At 56.7% G+C, this 15,086-nt stretch carries 12 protein-coding genes; 2 read left to right on the top strand and 10 right to left on the bottom strand.

Features of this window, described 5'->3' with window-relative positions; translation table 11 throughout:
- Nucleotides 1-88: 88 nt before the first annotated feature.
- The 10 genes from H5T67_05825 to H5T67_05780 all read right to left on the bottom strand — a co-directional run bounded on the left by H5T67_05825 (nt 89) and on the right by H5T67_05780 (nt 13,659).
- Nucleotides 89-361, bottom strand: coding sequence for a TMEM165/GDT1 family protein (locus H5T67_05825; protein MBC7244837.1), 273 nt, complete (start codon nt 359-361; stop codon nt 89-91).
- Between the two features lie 102 nt (nt 362-463).
- The gene (locus tag H5T67_05820; protein MBC7244836.1) at nt 464-1,519 is read right to left on the bottom strand and encodes a flippase-like domain-containing protein; all 1,056 of its coding nucleotides are present in this window, start codon (nt 1,517-1,519) and stop codon (nt 464-466) included.
- A gap of 3 nt (nt 1,520-1,522) precedes the next feature.
- Entirely contained in the window at nt 1,523-2,203 is a 681-nt protein-coding gene (locus tag H5T67_05815; protein MBC7244835.1) for a hypothetical protein, read from the bottom strand.
- A gap of 152 nt (nt 2,204-2,355) precedes the next feature.
- On the bottom strand, nt 2,356-8,220 hold the full coding sequence (locus H5T67_05810) for an Ig-like domain-containing protein (GenBank protein ID MBC7244834.1): 5,865 nt from the start codon (nt 8,218-8,220) through the stop codon (nt 2,356-2,358).
- Between the two features lie 101 nt (nt 8,221-8,321).
- Nucleotides 8,322-9,125, bottom strand: coding sequence for a type III pantothenate kinase (locus H5T67_05805; GenBank protein MBC7244833.1), 804 nt, complete (start codon nt 9,123-9,125; stop codon nt 8,322-8,324).
- Between the two features lie 546 nt (nt 9,126-9,671).
- Complete coding sequence (locus H5T67_05800) at nt 9,672-10,439, bottom strand: type III pantothenate kinase (protein ID MBC7244832.1); 768 nt, start codon at nt 10,437-10,439, stop codon at nt 9,672-9,674.
- Between the two features lie 17 nt (nt 10,440-10,456).
- A complete protein-coding gene (locus H5T67_05795) occupies nt 10,457-11,011 on the bottom strand; it encodes an ECF transporter S component (protein MBC7244831.1) in 555 nt (184 codons plus the stop codon).
- Nucleotides 11,012-11,043: 32 nt separating this feature from the next.
- A complete protein-coding gene (locus tag H5T67_05790) occupies nt 11,044-11,928 on the bottom strand; it encodes an energy-coupling factor transporter transmembrane protein EcfT (protein ID MBC7244830.1) in 885 nt (294 codons plus the stop codon).
- The gene (locus tag H5T67_05785; GenBank protein ID MBC7244829.1) at nt 11,912-12,787 is read right to left on the bottom strand and encodes an energy-coupling factor transporter ATPase; all 876 of its coding nucleotides are present in this window, start codon (nt 12,785-12,787) and stop codon (nt 11,912-11,914) included. Before H5T67_05785 ends, H5T67_05790 begins: the two co-directional genes overlap by 17 nt.
- Nucleotides 12,784-13,659: an energy-coupling factor transporter ATPase gene (locus tag H5T67_05780; protein MBC7244828.1), complete on the bottom strand. Its 876-nt coding sequence runs from the start codon at nt 13,657-13,659 to the stop codon at nt 12,784-12,786. The genes H5T67_05785 and H5T67_05780 overlap by 4 nt, the downstream gene beginning before the upstream one ends.
- A 329-nt stretch (nt 13,660-13,988) precedes the next feature.
- Between H5T67_05780 and H5T67_05775 the strand changes: the two genes are divergently transcribed.
- Together H5T67_05775 and H5T67_05770 are read left to right on the top strand one after the other, a co-directional pair.
- On the top strand, nt 13,989-14,135 hold the full coding sequence (locus H5T67_05775; GenBank protein MBC7244827.1) for a hypothetical protein: 147 nt from the start codon (nt 13,989-13,991) through the stop codon (nt 14,133-14,135).
- 114 nt (nt 14,136-14,249) lie between these two features.
- Nucleotides 14,250-15,047 carry an MBL fold metallo-hydrolase gene (locus tag H5T67_05770; protein ID MBC7244826.1) on the top strand — a complete coding sequence of 266 codons (798 nt, stop codon included), beginning with the start codon at nt 14,250-14,252 and terminating at the stop codon, nt 15,045-15,047.
- Nucleotides 15,048-15,086: the final 39 nt, after the last annotated feature.

Below are 15,086 nucleotides of genomic sequence, written 5' to 3'. Positions count from 1 at the left end.
CCCCTACCAAACACGCCCCTACGCCCCACCCCCATACATCATCTCCCACGGCAATGGCGCCGTCCAATATCATAATACCATTTTTCATTCACAGGATCCCGAACCACATGAGCAGTCCCATGATGAGAAAGGAGATGGCAGCCAGTTTGCGCAGAATTTGCGCGGATACCAGGCGCAAGGCCGCTTCGCCGCCCAGCACACCGAGCAGGGTAACGCTGGTCAGGGCAATGGTCGCGCCCAGAAAAACGGGCAATGGGCGCTGGTGCTTGCAGGTCAACGTAATGACCGACAGTTGAGTCTTGTCGCCCAATTCGGCCAGCAACAATACGATGAAAGTGGTAGCAAATACTTTCCAGTCCATAATGCCTCTCCGAGTTTATGATCTTGCTACAGTGATTTTATACGGATTGTTGGGTAATGCCAAAATGGGATACGGGATAAGGGAAACAGGAAACGTAACGGTTTACCAAAGCGGGCGCGAACTCTGGCGCTGGAGGACGTACCAACTGACTAAGCCACTGAGGCGGGGCAGCCAGAAGGCGAGCAAACGGTAGGTGAGTGTCACGGCTACGGCGACGGGGAAGGGCACGCCGCGCTTCGCAAGGATGGCGGACAGAGAGCCCTCCGTGACGAACAGCCCACCGGGTGAGGAAGAGAGAAAGCCCAAGATGGAGGAGAGTCCATAACTGACGATTGTGGTGGAAAGCGCGACGCTTCGCCCAAAGGCATAAAGCGTCATCTGCAGACAGAGCATGTCCGTCAGGACACGGGAGAGGCTGCCCAGCAGCAGGTGCCAGCGCCGCTGTGTGTTCAGAGCCAGCGCACCCTGGCGCAGGGCAGCCAGACGGTGTTCCAGACTTGAGGCAGAAAACAGAGCCGCACCCCGGCGGGCAAGCCTTTGGTTCAACCAGTGCAGCAAGCGATAGCGCCAATCACCCTCGTGCGGTCTGGACAGCAAAATTGCAAGGGCAGCAATGCCCACCAGCACGGTGCTTGCCAGCAGAGCCACAATCCACCATGGGGCATCTGCTCCAGTCAGGGCGACTTGAAGCAAGGCCAAGGTCACCAGGATGGAGATGGCAATGCCTTGCCCCAGCGTTTCGAGGGCAAAGGTCAAGAAGGTTGCCTCTACGCTGCAGCCGTCCTCACCCAGGTAGCGGGTACGCACGGCCAGACTGCTCAAGCCAGCGGAAGGGATGAATAGGCTGGCAAAGCTCGAAGCAAGGACTATGTGTAGGACACGTGCAAAGCTTAGCAGTGGCCCAAAAACCGGCAGCATTCGGTGTACGATGTAAGCACCCCAGAGCACGCTGGCAATTTGCGAGGCCAGGGCGGCCAGGAGGTAGACGGTATTTGCTTTGGGGATGAGTTCTAGTGTCTCGGTCAACCCTGCCAGGCGCGGGATAAGCAGGTATGTGCCAACGATCAACAGCAAGATGATAGCAGCGCGTTTGAGCGGAGTGCTACCAAGTTGATGGAAGGGCGACCATTGCCGGAATTTATGGTTGTTGTTTGCCATAGGTTAGTTGTTGATCGTGAGCGCTTCAGCGTTACACGCGCACTGGAGGCGCGTATTGTGCACTGGCGCACGAAAGGTGCGCACTGCGAACCATTTCTGATTTAGCGCATTCCTCAGGATGTAGAGGCCGCTCCTACCGTCAGCGACGAAGGCATAAGAATTGGCGGTCTCAATGTCAAGGGCCTGCCCCGGCGTAGCAACAGAGTCTGTCCAAACAGGTTTGACCGGATCGTGAACGTCCAGAACGTGAACAGTGCCGTTCTCATTGCCTACATAGGCATAATCGTTGGCGACGGCTACAGCAAGCACTGAACCGAGTTCATCCCTGCCGCCGATGACCAATGGAGCGGCAGGATTGGCTAGGGACACGATGCGCAGCCCTTGTCCGCTGGCAGCGACATAAACCAAATTGCCATCAATTGTCAAGCCACGCACGATATCGCCCAGGTACACGCTGCCCAACAGGTTCAGTTCGGTGCTCTCTGCAGAGAAAACAGCTAGGTTAGGACCTACGCCTGCGCATACTAGTGTATCTGTTGCCGCAATGGCATAGCTTGCGCCACCCAGTTGGGCAACGAAGCGCTTCGGAGCTTGGGCAGAGGTGGTGGGTATGGCGAGGAGGGCTAGCACTGCAATGACTAGGGTCAGGCGAATAGCAGGTTTAGGTTGATGAATGGCTTTCATGGCTTGTATCCTTTCTGGCTAGGATGCCGTCTTCTTTCAACCGTTGCTCATCTCGTCGAAATCAGGCGTAGTGTAGCGCAAGTATAGCAAGGAGTCAATTCTACGGATAAACAGAAACCAGGTTTCTGGGAGAAACCTGGTTTCTGCGTTGTTTATTCGACGGTGAACACGCCGCCATCGCTGCGCCCAAATACCTCTGGGAAGTACATCTCATAGGCATAGGTGGGCATGGTCAGGAAACGTCCCGGAACGCTAGCGCGGATGAGGTAGGTGTATTCGTAGGTGCCCTTGTTCAGATACGTGGCGAAGAGGGCGACCTTTTCATCGCGCAGCTCGCTCTCGGTAAAGTACCACCAGTAGGGCGGCCAGCCTTCCTCACCCTCTAAGATTGGCATCTGGTAGGCAGCGCTGGTGGTCTTCAGGCTCGTGTCCAGCGCTTCACAGCCTGCGGGCAGCGGGTCTTCCACGACGAGGAAATGCAGGGCGTTGGGGGCGATGATGGTCAGTTTAACGCGGATGACGTCGCCCACCTTGGCCGCGGTAATGGGTTTGCCGGGCTGGTCGAGGAGCGTGTACTGCCTGGAGACGATGACGCCGCGGTTGAGGGCTTTTACGTCCTCCACGGGCAGGAAGTAGCGCAGGTAGAGGGAGTAGTACAGTTGCCCCTTGCCCGTCTGCGGTGCTAGCGTGGTTCTTTCCAGCACAATGCGGTTGCTCTCCTCGCGCAGCAGTTCCTGGATGGACACAACCAATTTGCGCGTTTCGCCCACATCTTGCGTGGTAACGGTGCCCTGTCCCAGCCGCTTGGCGTTCACGGTGACGCGGTAATCGTAGTCGGCTTGCAGTTCGCCAGTGGCCACCATAAAGTCGGTGAGCGCCATGATGGCCCAGGCAGTCTCCTGGGTCGTCTCCCAATGTCCCTGCTTCCGCGCGGCCATCAGCCAACGCACCGTGTTCGGAATGAGCGCATTGGCGGGGTCAGCACGCAACAAGGCTTGGAGCACGATCGCTGTGGTGCGGGTGTCCGTGTTCATAGTCCAGCGGTCTGTTTGTTCTTCTTCCCAATGCGCTCCGGTAGCGCTCACGATGGCGGCATTGGTTAGTTCGCTGAGCAAGGTTTTGACGCGGCTTTGCTCTTCTGGCTGCAAAAGGCGCAGGGCCATGAGCAGGTAGGCTTTGCCATAATTATCTAAACTGCCCCGTTTGTCGAAGAGGGCGACGGTGCGTCCCAGATCACCCTGTCCGTATTCGGCCAGGACGTAGAGGATGAAGGAGCGCGTATTGGCGCTGTATTCGCGTTCGGTCTGGAGGGAATCCAAAGTGCCCTGTAGGTACTTGGCAGCGCGAGCCATCACATTGCTGTCCACAGCAAAGCCGGCGCGGGCAGCTTCGTTCATGCCCAGCAGGACATAAGCGGAGATGAAGGGATTGCTGTCATCGGATAGCCACCAACCCCATCCGCCATCGTAATGCTGCAGAGCGTAGATGCGCTGCAATCCGAGGCTGACGTACTGCGGCAACTTGGCTTCCAGTTCGGCATTGGTGATGCCCAGGCTCTTCAGGGCACGGTAGGTGATGACATTTGGCAGGAAGCGGCTGACCGTCTGCTCGATGCAGTCGTAGGGGTAGGTCTCCAGGTACTTGAGCCCATCGCGCATGCCCGCTGCCAAGGAGGGATCGAGCTGCACCGTCAGTTCACCCTGGCTTGGGTCTAGGCGTTCGGGCAAGAGCACGGTCTCCACACGCGCCTCGCCGCTGGGCACTTGGCCGGCGGTGGCGACGACTTCGGGAGTGCTGTAGTGATAAACAGGCAAGGTCAATTGCAGTGCATCGCTCAGGTTGCCGCTGGACACGCGCCAGGTGAGCACTACCGACTCGTCTCCGATCACTCTCACTGGCCAGTTGACGGTTTGCTGGCTGCGTGCGCGGATCTGGAGGCGCTGCGCCGCGTTCTCGATGGCCACTCCTTGCCCCTCTAAAGAGGCATCCACAGTCAAATCCTGGTCGGTGTTGTTGTGCACCACGGCACCAATCTGGGCTTGGTCGCCGATGACGAAGAAGCGCGGAGCGACAGAGCGCACCAACAGGTCCTTACTGGTGACGATATCGGCATTGCTATCGCCCACGAGCGTGTCCGCCGTGAGGGCTTTGGCAGTGGCGCGCCAGGTGGTGAGGTTATCGGGCAGGTCAATAGTAACCCTCGCGTGACCCTGGGCATCGGTGCGGATTTGGGCGTTCCAGTAGGCGGTGTCGAGGAAGCGCTTGCGGATGGCGTCTTCCAGGCCAGGCGTTACTCCGCTACCACCTTTGCCGGTAGGTGGCTGGGCTTGTTGCCGGTAGCGGTCTACGGAGATAGCGAGGGTGCTGCCAGTGCGCACGCCGAGGCCGCGTTTGCGGTAGAAACTATCCAGCATGGTGCCCTGCCTGCTGTCGGTCAGAGCGAGCACAGACAGGTCCACCAGTTGCAGGGACAGCTCGGCTTGTACGCCTTGTCCGCGGTAATCGCTGACCTGGAGGTCGAAAGTAGCCTTGCTGGCAGGGAGGTAGGGCGTTTTCTTGTCCGGTATGATCTCTATCTTCAGTTCTTTTTCCTCGGTGGAGATGTCCAGATTTACATAACCAACGCGATACGAAGACACGGGGTTGGTGGCATCCACTCCTTTGACGATCACCACCGAAATATAGGCGTTGGGGGCGTACTCAGACAGGATGGGCACTTCCACCTGCTCGCTGTTGCTGGTAAGCGTGAGCAGGCGATGACTGATGATGTGCCCGCGTTCGACGGTCAACAGGGCACGCACCTGTCCCTGGAAGGGCGAGGGGATGAGAATGCGGGCGACCTCGCCGGGACGGTAGGATTTCTTATCCGTGACTAGTTCGATGCGGTCGTTGTTCTCTTGCCGCCAAGGGATAAATTCACCGCTACTGATCCACAGGTACGTGGAGCTGCGGATCTCGTTTTCGCGACGGTCACGGGCAATAGCACGCACGCGGTAGGCGCCGCCCTTCTCCGGCGTGAACAAGACAAGGGCAAAGCCAGAAGCATCGGTAGTCGCAGTGGTGGTGTAGATAGGCGTTTCCTCCAGCGTCCATTCCCAATAGAAGCGTCCATCATCCGCTTGCTTCTGCACGTTGTACCATTTCTCCTCTAGGAAGACCACGGTAAGCGGGATGTTGGGCACTGGATTGCTCTTGGCGTCCACGGTAATGGCTTTGATCTTGCTCGCGCGACCGACGTAGCCAATGTACTCCTGAGGGGACAGTCCGATGTAGAAAAGCCCCTTGTGCACGATGACGCTGTTGCGATTGCTGACTTCCTGGTTGCTCGGATCGGTAACGGATGCTTCGATGGTGAAGACCTGGCTGTTCTTGCGCGTGGCTATGTTGGCCGGGATTTTGACCACGAGGCGCCCTGCGCTATTGGTGCGCCCTTGTCCAACGGTGACGAGTTTGCCATAGAAAGTCTGTACACCCCGCGATTCGTAGTCGGCATCGGTAAAGTCGTAGTAATCTTTGCCCGTCCAGTAGAAGTAGTAATCCTGGCTCATCAGCCGCCAGGTGACCTGGGCATTGGCTACAGGGCCTCCAAAGTAATAGCTGGCGGCAATGTCCACGGTGATTTCATCGCCTTGGATGTATTCATCCTTGTCGGGAGTGACGGTGACGACAAATTCGGGCTTGCGGTACTCCGCCACCTGGAAACTCGTGCTGAAAGATTGTTCTCCCAATTGGGCGTAGAGATAGTAATTGCCTAGGCTGGCTTCGTCAGCGAGTTTGAACTCGCCCTCCAGGGTGCCCATGTCATTCAGTGGGCGGTCCGAGCGATAGATTTCCTTGCCTTCATCGTCGGTCACCACCACAGTCATGCTTTTCACTGCGCTGGGCAGGCTGTAGCGTCCATCGTCATCGTGGCGCAGGATGCCTTTGAAATAGACGGTCTGGCCGGGACGGTAGATGGAACGGTCAGTGTAGAAATAGGCACGATAGGGCTCTAGATACTCCTCGGTAGGGATGTTGAATTGCCAAGGGGAGATGCCGCTTGACCAATCGGTCGAAGCGGCAGCCGCAGCTTCCTCTGGGCCAACGATGGCCAGGATAGGCTTCCACGGTTCAATTGGTATGTCCAGCGCGAATGTCGAGAAGAAAATGCCCTCTTGGTTGGTGCGTCCCGAGGCCAGAACCTGCGCCTCCGGCCCAAAGACAGCCACATCCACTCCGGGAATGGGCTGACCGCTGTTCAAATCGGTTACCCAAACCAGGGCTTCCTTGCTTGTTACCTTGAGCAAGACATTGGCGTAAGACACGACCATCATGTGCCGTGCTGGCTCGCGCACGCCAGGCGCCCGCACCTCCAGGTAGTAGAAGCCTGGCCGCAGCGGGCTCTTGCCATCAACAGACAGGGGGATCGTCGTCGCCTGATACATGTTGAGCGGGGACTCGACCGTCATGGTCCATTTGCGGATCAGGTTCTCGGCTTTTGGCTGGTATTTTTCCCAGCGAGCCCACCAGTTGCTGCCATTGAGCAGGATGAATTCGGGCCGGTCCATGCGGTACAGGGAGAGATTAAGTTCGGATATGTTGACGTGTTGCACATAGACGGCAGTCGTGGTATAGGCGTTGTAAGTGCCCACGCGGTCCATTGGGAAATAGAGCGAAGGTGGCAGAGCCTTGGTGGTGAAGGTGAGGCGATAGGGCTGTCCGAGTTTGTGCCCATAGCGCCCTTCCAAGTCTGCTCCGAAGGTGATGGTATAGGTAGTGGAGGGTTTGGCTCCGAAGGAAAGGTACAACTGTGTATCTGCATCCCACCAAGAGGTGTACACTTCCGTTGGTTTGGGCAAAATGGTCAGGTTGGCTGACAGCGAGCCCCGATTTATAGGGCTGCTGAACGAGATTTCCACGCCGGTATAGGGCTCTACACCCGTGGCACCGTTTGCTGGCGTGGTGCGGACGATGCGCGGGGGTGGGATGGTACGAAAGCGCCACTCAAATGCCTGCGCCATGCCCTCTCCGCCGATGCTGGCGCGGGCTCCTGCAGCCATGGACACAACATAATCCGTATCCAATTGCAGCGGGATAGAGGGCTTGAAGCCCAGCGCCTTGCCGTCCCAGGAGAAGGTGCCGGGTATGGAGATCCCACCGCTTGCGGGACGTAGGGCAAAGCGCTGCTCCACGGAGGCATGCTCCATGGTGATGTTAAAGGTGAGCGTAATGGTGGGCGAAGGGCCAATATATCCCTCGGGGTCGCTGGTGGTAATGCCCACAACTGCAGGGAGCGCCGTGGTGAACTCCCAGGTGTACGGTTCAGGCAACACGGTGTCGGTGATGTCGGCCAGGCGCTCTGGATCCACGGTAACTTTGTAGGTAGTGCCTGGGAGGAAATCGGGTATTGCCTTAAAGGTGTAGATGGAGGTATTGAGCCATTCGCCTTTGCCGGTAACCGCTGGTACAAATTGGAGCGGCTGGCGCAGGGCAAAGCCCGTCTGGGACTGGATGTCGCTCAAGGGCACGACAGGGCGATTGAACATCACGGTGATGGTGGCATCAGGCGCCACATTGGTTGTGCCCGGTGCTGGCTGGACCGTGGCCACTTCGAGATAGCCCACAGTGTTGAACTTGAAACTGAATGTATCCGGCAGCGCCAATCCAGCGGCGCTGCGGGCAGTGGTGTCTAACGTCACGCGGTAGGATGCGGCACGGGCAAATCCTTCTGCGGAGGGCGTGAAGAAGAGCCTTGTCCCTTCCCAGCGGAAGGAGCCGGTCACCTGCGGTGAGATGCGAAATGCCTTTTCCACAGAGGCTTGGTCCATGGGCTGGTCGAAGGCGAGGACGATGGGCGTTTTGATGTCGTGCTCTTGTCCCCGTTCCGGTTGGCGCAGGATGACCTTTGGGGGTTGCGGGGGCAAAGGCGTGAACGTTGGGGCGGGGGTTGCGGTTGGTTGGGGTGCCCCACAGGCGACGAGCACGAGCGAGATGCAGAGCAAAAGCAAGATAAACAAAAGGACAGGATGGCGTTTCATAATATCAGGTTCCCTCCAAGACAAAATAATTTTCAGTTTAATTTATAGACGACAGCGCCATCGATCAGGTTCCCAATTTGTGCGCACAAGGGGTAGAATTCTCACGCCTTGTTCAATTCGCTGATGAGACGGAGTCCATCCAGGGTCAGCCAGGGGTCTACGGCGTCAATTTCCTCCACCAGTGGTGCTAGGACGCTGCTCAATCCGCCCGTAGCAATCACGTTTGCTGCTCCTCCCAGCTCGGTACGGATGCGGTGCAGGAGTTCTTTCACCAGCCCCACGTAGCCAAAGATGAGCCCCGATTGCATAGAGTGGACGGTGTTCTTGCCGATGGCAGCCGGAGGCGGCACGAGGGCGACACGTGGCAACTGGGCGGTATGAGCAGCAAGCGCTTCGGCGGCTACGCCCAAGCCCAGGGCGATAGCAACGCCCAGAAAATCACCCTCTTTGGACACGGCGCTGAAGGTTGTGGCCGTGCCAAAGTCAACCACGATGCAGGCGCCGCGGAAACGGTGATAGGCGGCGACGGCGTCAGCGAGCAGGTCAGCGCCGAGTTCGGGCGGATTGTCAATGCAGATGCGCAATCCTGTCTTGACAGCGGAGTTGACGATGAGGGGTTCGATGCCCATGTAGCGTTGGAAAAGTTCTTGGAAGACCACCGTGAGGGGAGGCACGACGCTGGCCATCACTACGCGCGTGATATTCTTGAAATCATAGCCGTTATTGCGCAATAGTGCTTTGAGCAGGACGGCGTACTCATCGGGCATTTGGTCGCGGATGGTGCGCACGCGCCAGTGCGCAAGCCATTGGTCTTTCTCCCACAGACCCAAGACCACATTGCTGTTGCCAATGTCTAGACACAGCAGGTTGTTTTTCCTCTCTTTTGGGGCAGGAGTGGCAGCCATTTGGGTCATCTCCGTTTTTCCTTTGTGCAGGGTGCAAGGGCATTATAAATTATAGGATAGAAGGGGGTTTCTGTCAAAGTGGCGGAAGAAAAGAAACCTGGTTTCTGGTGTAAAGATGTCATTGCGAGGGCGCCATACGCCCAAAGCAATCTCGGGAGTGAGGAGTGCAGTGAGATAGGTTCGTAGTGCGCACTTCAGTGCGCATGAGCGCTGAAGCGCTCACTACGAACCCGCGCAGCAGTGCGCATGAGCGCTGAAGCGCTCACTACGAACCCGCGCAGCAGTGCGCATGAGCGCTGAAGCGCTCACTACGAACCCACGCCAGGAGACGGCATGAGCGCTGAAGCGCTCACTACGAACCCGCGCAGCAGTGCGCATGAGCGCTGAAGCGCTCACTACGAATCCACGCCAGGAGACGGCATGAGCGCTGAAGCGCTCACTACGAACCCGCGCCAAAAGGCGGCGGACTGTTGTCCGCCTGGAGCGGTGTGACGGTCAGCCTGGAGCAGTTGGGGGGATGAATTTGTGCGCGCCAGGGATGGGATCTCACGCTTCGTTCAATTCGCTGATGAGACGGAGTCCCTCCAGGGTTAGCAAAGGATCTACGATATCGATGTCCTCGATCAGCGGAGCCAGGGTGCTGCTCAATCCGCCGGTGGCAATGACCACAGCCTGCCCACCCAGTTCTGCGCGGATGCGCTGCAGGAGTTCCTTCACCAGCCCTACGTAGCCAAAGATGAGCCCCGACTGCATGGAATGGACGGTGTTCTTGCCGATGGCAGCTGGTGGCGGGACAAGGGCAACGCGCGGCAACTGCGCCGTAAAGGAAGCAAGTGCTTCGGCTGCGAGCTCCAGCCCTGGGGCGATAGCCACTCCCAAAAAGTCACCCGTTTTGGACACGGCGCTGAAAGTGGTGGCAGTGCCAAAGTTAACTACGATGCAGGCGTTGCGGAGACGGTGGTAAGCTGCCACGGCATCAGCCACTAGGTCAGCTCCTAGTTCCACGGGATTATCAATGCGAATGCGTAGGCCAGTGCGCACGCCTGGCCCCACGATGAGCGGTTCAATGCCCCAGTAATACCGAAAAAGTTCGCTAAAGACGATAGTCAGCGGGGGTACGACGCTAGCGATGGCTACTCGATTGATGGCGGTCCATTTGCAGCCTCCCTCACGCAGCAGGGATTTGAGCAAGATAGCATATTCGTCAGAAGTTTGGTCACGGACGGTGCGCACTCGCCAGTGCCCCAGGCACTTGTCTTTGTCCCAGGCTCCTAGCGTAATGTGGGTATTTCCTATGTCAATACATAGGAGCACGTTCGTTCCCTTTACATTTACACTGTTGAGCCGCGACGGCCGGTCTCTATGCGTTTCCATGCTGCCACAACAGCGAGGGTGATAATGGCCGCTATGATAGCTTCGGGCAGGCCATTGGTTACGGCAATAGTGCCAATAAGCACCCAGGGCAGGAAACGGTACAGACCAAGCACGCCTAGTACTAGCACGGTGTTCGTGAGGCTACCTACTACACCAGATAGAGCTAGAGCCAGCGCTTCGTTGTTTTTGTGCAACGCTTTGTAGGCTAACCATGCCATAGGGCCAATGAATAACCGGGGAACAATGGACACCAAAGGGTTTGTGAACCACACATCGGCCGGACCAGTTGGGGCAATAGCCGCTTGCAAAAGGCTGAATGCCCCAAAGATCAACCCAATGAGCAGCCCAACTAGTGGCCCTTCCAATACTGCACCAATAATGACGGGCACATGCATGATAGTGAGCGCGGCGCCAGCTAGCCAGGGTATAAATCCCAGGTGAGATGCGCCAAGAAAGATGGAGATAGCGCCCATTACGCCAGTGGTTACGATCTTGCGGACAGTAATGCTCATGTTTTGATTTCCTCCTTCCTCAAATTTATTATTTATCCATGTGCGGTAATCCAGTGCCATAGCAACTGGTCTATACGCAAAGCATTCAGCGTCAAAGTGAACATCGAAAATGCCAAGGCGATACACAATGCGACGTAATCCACCCTATGGGCCTGCAGGTGAATGAGGTGAGTGCGGCCCTTGCCGCCGAGATAACAGCGTGCCTCCATGGCTTCAATGAGATGTTCCGCTCGGCGCAGGCTTACCAAGAACAACGGTACCAGGAGTGGCAGCATCTTGCGTGTGCGCTGGATAAAATTGCGCCGACCATAGCCGAAATCAGCGCCTCGCGCAGCCTGGGCTTTCATCAAGCGCTCAGCTTCCTCAGCGACAATAGGCAGGAAGCGGAGGGCAATGTTTACTGCAAGAGCAAATTCATGTGCTGGAATGCCCAGCTTCTGCCATGGGTTGAGCAGATGCTCGATGCCGTGAGTTAGTTCAGTGGTGGTGGTTGAGAATGAGAATAAACTAAGCCCCAGGACCAGGATCGAGAAGCGGGTGATAAGCAAGATGCCAGCCAGGAGACTGCGATCGGTCATGGTTAGGATGGTCCAATGCCAGAGCACCGTGGCATTGGATGCATACTGTGGTATAGCAAAGACCTGCAATAGAGCTAAGAGTAAGAGGTAAGGAAGCATGGAACGCAAGCCAGACAAGGCAAAGCGCAGCGGGATGCGGGCGCAGGCCAGCCCTATCAGCACGGCTGCAAATAGAAGGATCATACCTGCTAAGCTTTGGCAGATTACAACCACAGTGATCAAAAGCAACCCCATGAGCAGTTTGGCTCGTGGATCCAAACTGTGCAGCGTTGAACCCGTGGGCAGGTATTGCCCAATCGTCACACGTCCCATGAATTCGAATTCAGTTGGAGCGGTCACAGAGCAACTCCTCAATTTCTTGTGCTGCTTCGTTGAGGCTCAGCACGTTGGTTGATACCGGGAATCCATATCCGTGCAATTGAAGCATAACTTCTATCGCCACAGGGACAGTCAAGCCATGCTGAGTCAGTACTCCGTGCTGTGCGAATACTTCGCGAGGGGAGCCATGAAGTATGATGCGTCCCCCTACGAGCACGTAGACGCGGGTAGCCAATTCGGCGATGTCTTCCATATTATGAGATGCCAATACAATAGCTCGCTCTGCTTGAGCACGCCATTCAAGAAGGATCCGCAGTAGTTCATGCCGTCCTCGCGGATCGAGCCCCGCAGTAGGTTCGTCTAAAACCAGCACTTGGGGTTCCAAAGCCAGCACGCCAGCCAAGGCTAATCTCCTCTTCTCTCCCTGGCTGAGTTCTGCAGTTAGCCTGTCTTTGTAGGCAAAGGGCAGCCCTACCATTTCCATCGCTTGGCGCACTCGTTCGCGCACCTGATCGGGAGGCAGGCCGAGGTTGCGGGGACCAAAGGCAACGTCATCGCCGGCATAGCGCTCGAACAGTTGGTCCTCTGGGTTTTGAAAGACAAGGCCGATGCGTTGGCGAATCAGACGCATGTCTGTTGCCGGGTCGAGGAGGGAAAAGCCATTGACCCGAACCTCACCCTGTTGAGGACGCAATAAGCCATTGAGGTGCTGTAACAGGGTGGATTTGCCGGAGCCTGTTGGCCCTACGATGCCGACTGTTTCACCAGCATACACCTGCAGGTCAATGCCATGCAAGGACTTGGTTTCCAGAGGCGTGCCTGGCAAGTAGGTGTGAGCCAAGCCACGCACATCAATCAATGGTACGATGGGGGCTTTCATCTACCTGCTCCTGTAATAAGCTTGGATTGGGTGGAGAGGGCTAGCTCAAGATGCACGGTGAGCAATTCCACCAACTCGTTCACGGTCAGCACGCTCGCTGGGAACCCCGGGACATAGGCTGCAATCATGCGCGCGAGGCGAGTTGGATAGGGCAAATCTAGTTGCAAAGCGTGCAGTGCTTCTTCCTGAGCAAAGACAAAGCGGGGAGGGCCCTGCATTACGACGCGCCCTTCCGATAGGACCACTACACGTTGAGCCTGGGCTGCTTCGGTCATGTTGTGCGTGGCGTTTACGATAGTCATGCCATCGCGATGCAACTGACGGATCGTTTCCTGAACTTGGGCACAGCCTGCGGGATCGAGCATGGCAGTGGCTTCATCCAATACCAAGCAACGGGGACGCATTGCCAAAGATGCTGCAATTGCCAAGCGTTGTTTCTGCCCTGCAGAAAGGAGGCGTGAGGCACGGTGTCTTAGCTCGCTCAATCCTACGGTGGCTAGGGCCCAGTTTACATGCTGCTGAAGCTCATCTTTGGGGACTCCCAGGTTTTCTGGGCCGAAAGCGACATCCTCTTCCACAGTGCTAGCCACAATCTGGTCATCGGGCACCTGGAAGACCATGCCCACCGTGCTACGGATATGGCGCAGGTGTTCCCGAGCCCGCGTGTTCCAGTTTGTTATCCAGACATTGCCCTCGGTAGGCAAGAGGAGAGCATTGAGGTGACGAAGCAAGGTAGATTTGCCGGAGCCATTGGCGCCAATGATGGCTACGTATTCTCCAGCCTCTATGGTGAGGTCAATGCCGCGCAGAGCGGGGATAGGTTTTCGGGTCCCAGCCTGATACGTATAGTGCAGGCCCTCTATTCGGATAATGGGCTCTTCAGCCCTGGTCAATTCAGCCTCCAGATGGGAAGAACGACGTCGTTCTATCCCGGTTGTCTCGGTCGCAAGCGATCCAAGCAATTGTTATTATAAACCATAAGGAGTATTTTGTCAAAATCCTCGAATTGACTTATCATCAACCCAAGTTTGCGCGAATCGTTGCCTGAGGATAAATTCCAAGTATTTGCACCTGAAAGCAGATACTTGGGAAGAAAATGGGGCATATGAGCTACAAGAGCAAACAAGAATTGCTGGATACAGTCCGCCCGTGCTATTACAAGGCAAGGCGGTAGGTTACCTTTTGCTCTGGGCGGGTCAGGATGATGCCAGGTTCGGGCATTGCCGTGACGCATGGCATCCCCGAGGCGATTGTGGCGGCGATCATCGTCGTGGCGGTGGTGACGGCCTGGAAGCGCATCGAGACAGGGCGTGGGAAAGCCATAGTCCGAACCAGACCGCGCACATGATATGGCCGGGTAGCGGCATAGTTCGCTGCGGCAATGCGACAACTGGGCTGCTTTCCACACAGCCCAGTTGTCTTTGGCACTCGATAAAGGATAACGTAATGGAGGGCAATGGAAATGGGTAGTCTCGCAAATTATATCCGGGAAATCTCTGTTAGCCCTGGCGATGTGGCGATTTTCTGGCTGGGAGGAGCAGGTTTTGCGTTCAAAACGGCTGCGGGCAAGATCGTCTTCATTGACCCGTATCTCTCAGATTGCCTAGATCGCTTCTATTCATGGAAGCGTTTGCCCCTGTCTCCCATCCCCTTTGCCCCTGGTGAGGTCAAGGCTGACCTGGTGTTGGTGACTCATGCGCACGACGACCACTTGGATCCGGAGACGATACCAGCCATGGCGGCAGCAAGCCAGGCAGTGTTTGCTGGGCCAACTAATTGCGTTTCTGCTATGCGAGGATGGGGAATACCTGCGGAACGCGTGGTGGAAATCAACCGGGGCGAGAGCTGCGTCATCCAGGGTGTGCCTGTCTCGGCGGTCTTTGCCCATCATATATCCACGGCTGGAGCGCAAACGCCGGATGCTGTGGGCTATGTCTTGAATTTGGACGGAGTGGTCATTTACCATACTGGCGATACACTGTATCACCCGAATCTACAAAGGGTGAAAGCACTGCAGCCGCAGGTTGTTCTGCCATGTATCAATGGGCAGTACGGAAACATGAGCACAGAGGAAGCGGCTCAACTGACCTATGAGATTGAGGCCTCGGTGGCTATTCCCATGCACTGGGGCTTGGTTGCTGAGAATACCGTTGACCCGGCGCGCTTTGTCACTGCCCTGGGGCTTACCGGAAGCCATGCCCGGCCTGTGGTGCTGGCGCCCGGGGAGTTCTATGTGTATAGAGGACAGTCTGGCAAATGAGACAGAGAGCGTGGTCAAAAGGATAGCTCGAGCCATCTC

It is taken from the genome of Chloroflexota bacterium (genome assembly GCA_014360905.1).
Taxonomy (GTDB): Bacteria; Chloroflexota; Anaerolineae; order UBA2200; family UBA2200; genus JACIWX01.
This window is presented reverse-complemented; position numbering and strand designations above follow the sequence as displayed.

What these genes read in the sequence shown, in the direction of transcription:
- H5T67_05825 (MBC7244837.1), bottom strand. Translation starts at nt 361, where the DNA reads ATGGACTGGAAAGTATTTGCTACCACTTTCATCGTATTGTTGCTGGCC.
- H5T67_05820 (MBC7244836.1), bottom strand. Translation starts at nt 1,519, where the DNA reads ATGGCAAACAACAACCATAAATTCCGGCAATGGTCGCCCTTCCATCAA.
- H5T67_05815 (MBC7244835.1), bottom strand. Translation starts at nt 2,203, where the DNA reads ATGAAAGCCATTCATCAACCTAAACCTGCTATTCGCCTGACCCTAGTC.
- H5T67_05810 (MBC7244834.1), bottom strand. Translation starts at nt 8,220, where the DNA reads ATGAAACGCCATCCTGTCCTTTTGTTTATCTTGCTTTTGCTCTGCATC.
- H5T67_05805 (MBC7244833.1), bottom strand. Translation starts at nt 9,125, where the DNA reads ATGGCTGCCACTCCTGCCCCAAAAGAGAGGAAAAACAACCTGCTGTGT.
- H5T67_05795 (MBC7244831.1), bottom strand. Translation starts at nt 11,011, where the DNA reads ATGAGCATTACTGTCCGCAAGATCGTAACCACTGGCGTAATGGGCGCT.
- H5T67_05785 (MBC7244829.1), bottom strand. Translation starts at nt 12,787, where the DNA reads ATGAAAGCCCCCATCGTACCATTGATTGATGTGCGTGGCTTGGCTCAC.
- H5T67_05775 (MBC7244827.1), top strand. Translation starts at nt 13,989, where the DNA reads ATGATGCCAGGTTCGGGCATTGCCGTGACGCATGGCATCCCCGAGGCG.
- H5T67_05770 (MBC7244826.1), top strand. Translation starts at nt 14,250, where the DNA reads ATGGGTAGTCTCGCAAATTATATCCGGGAAATCTCTGTTAGCCCTGGC.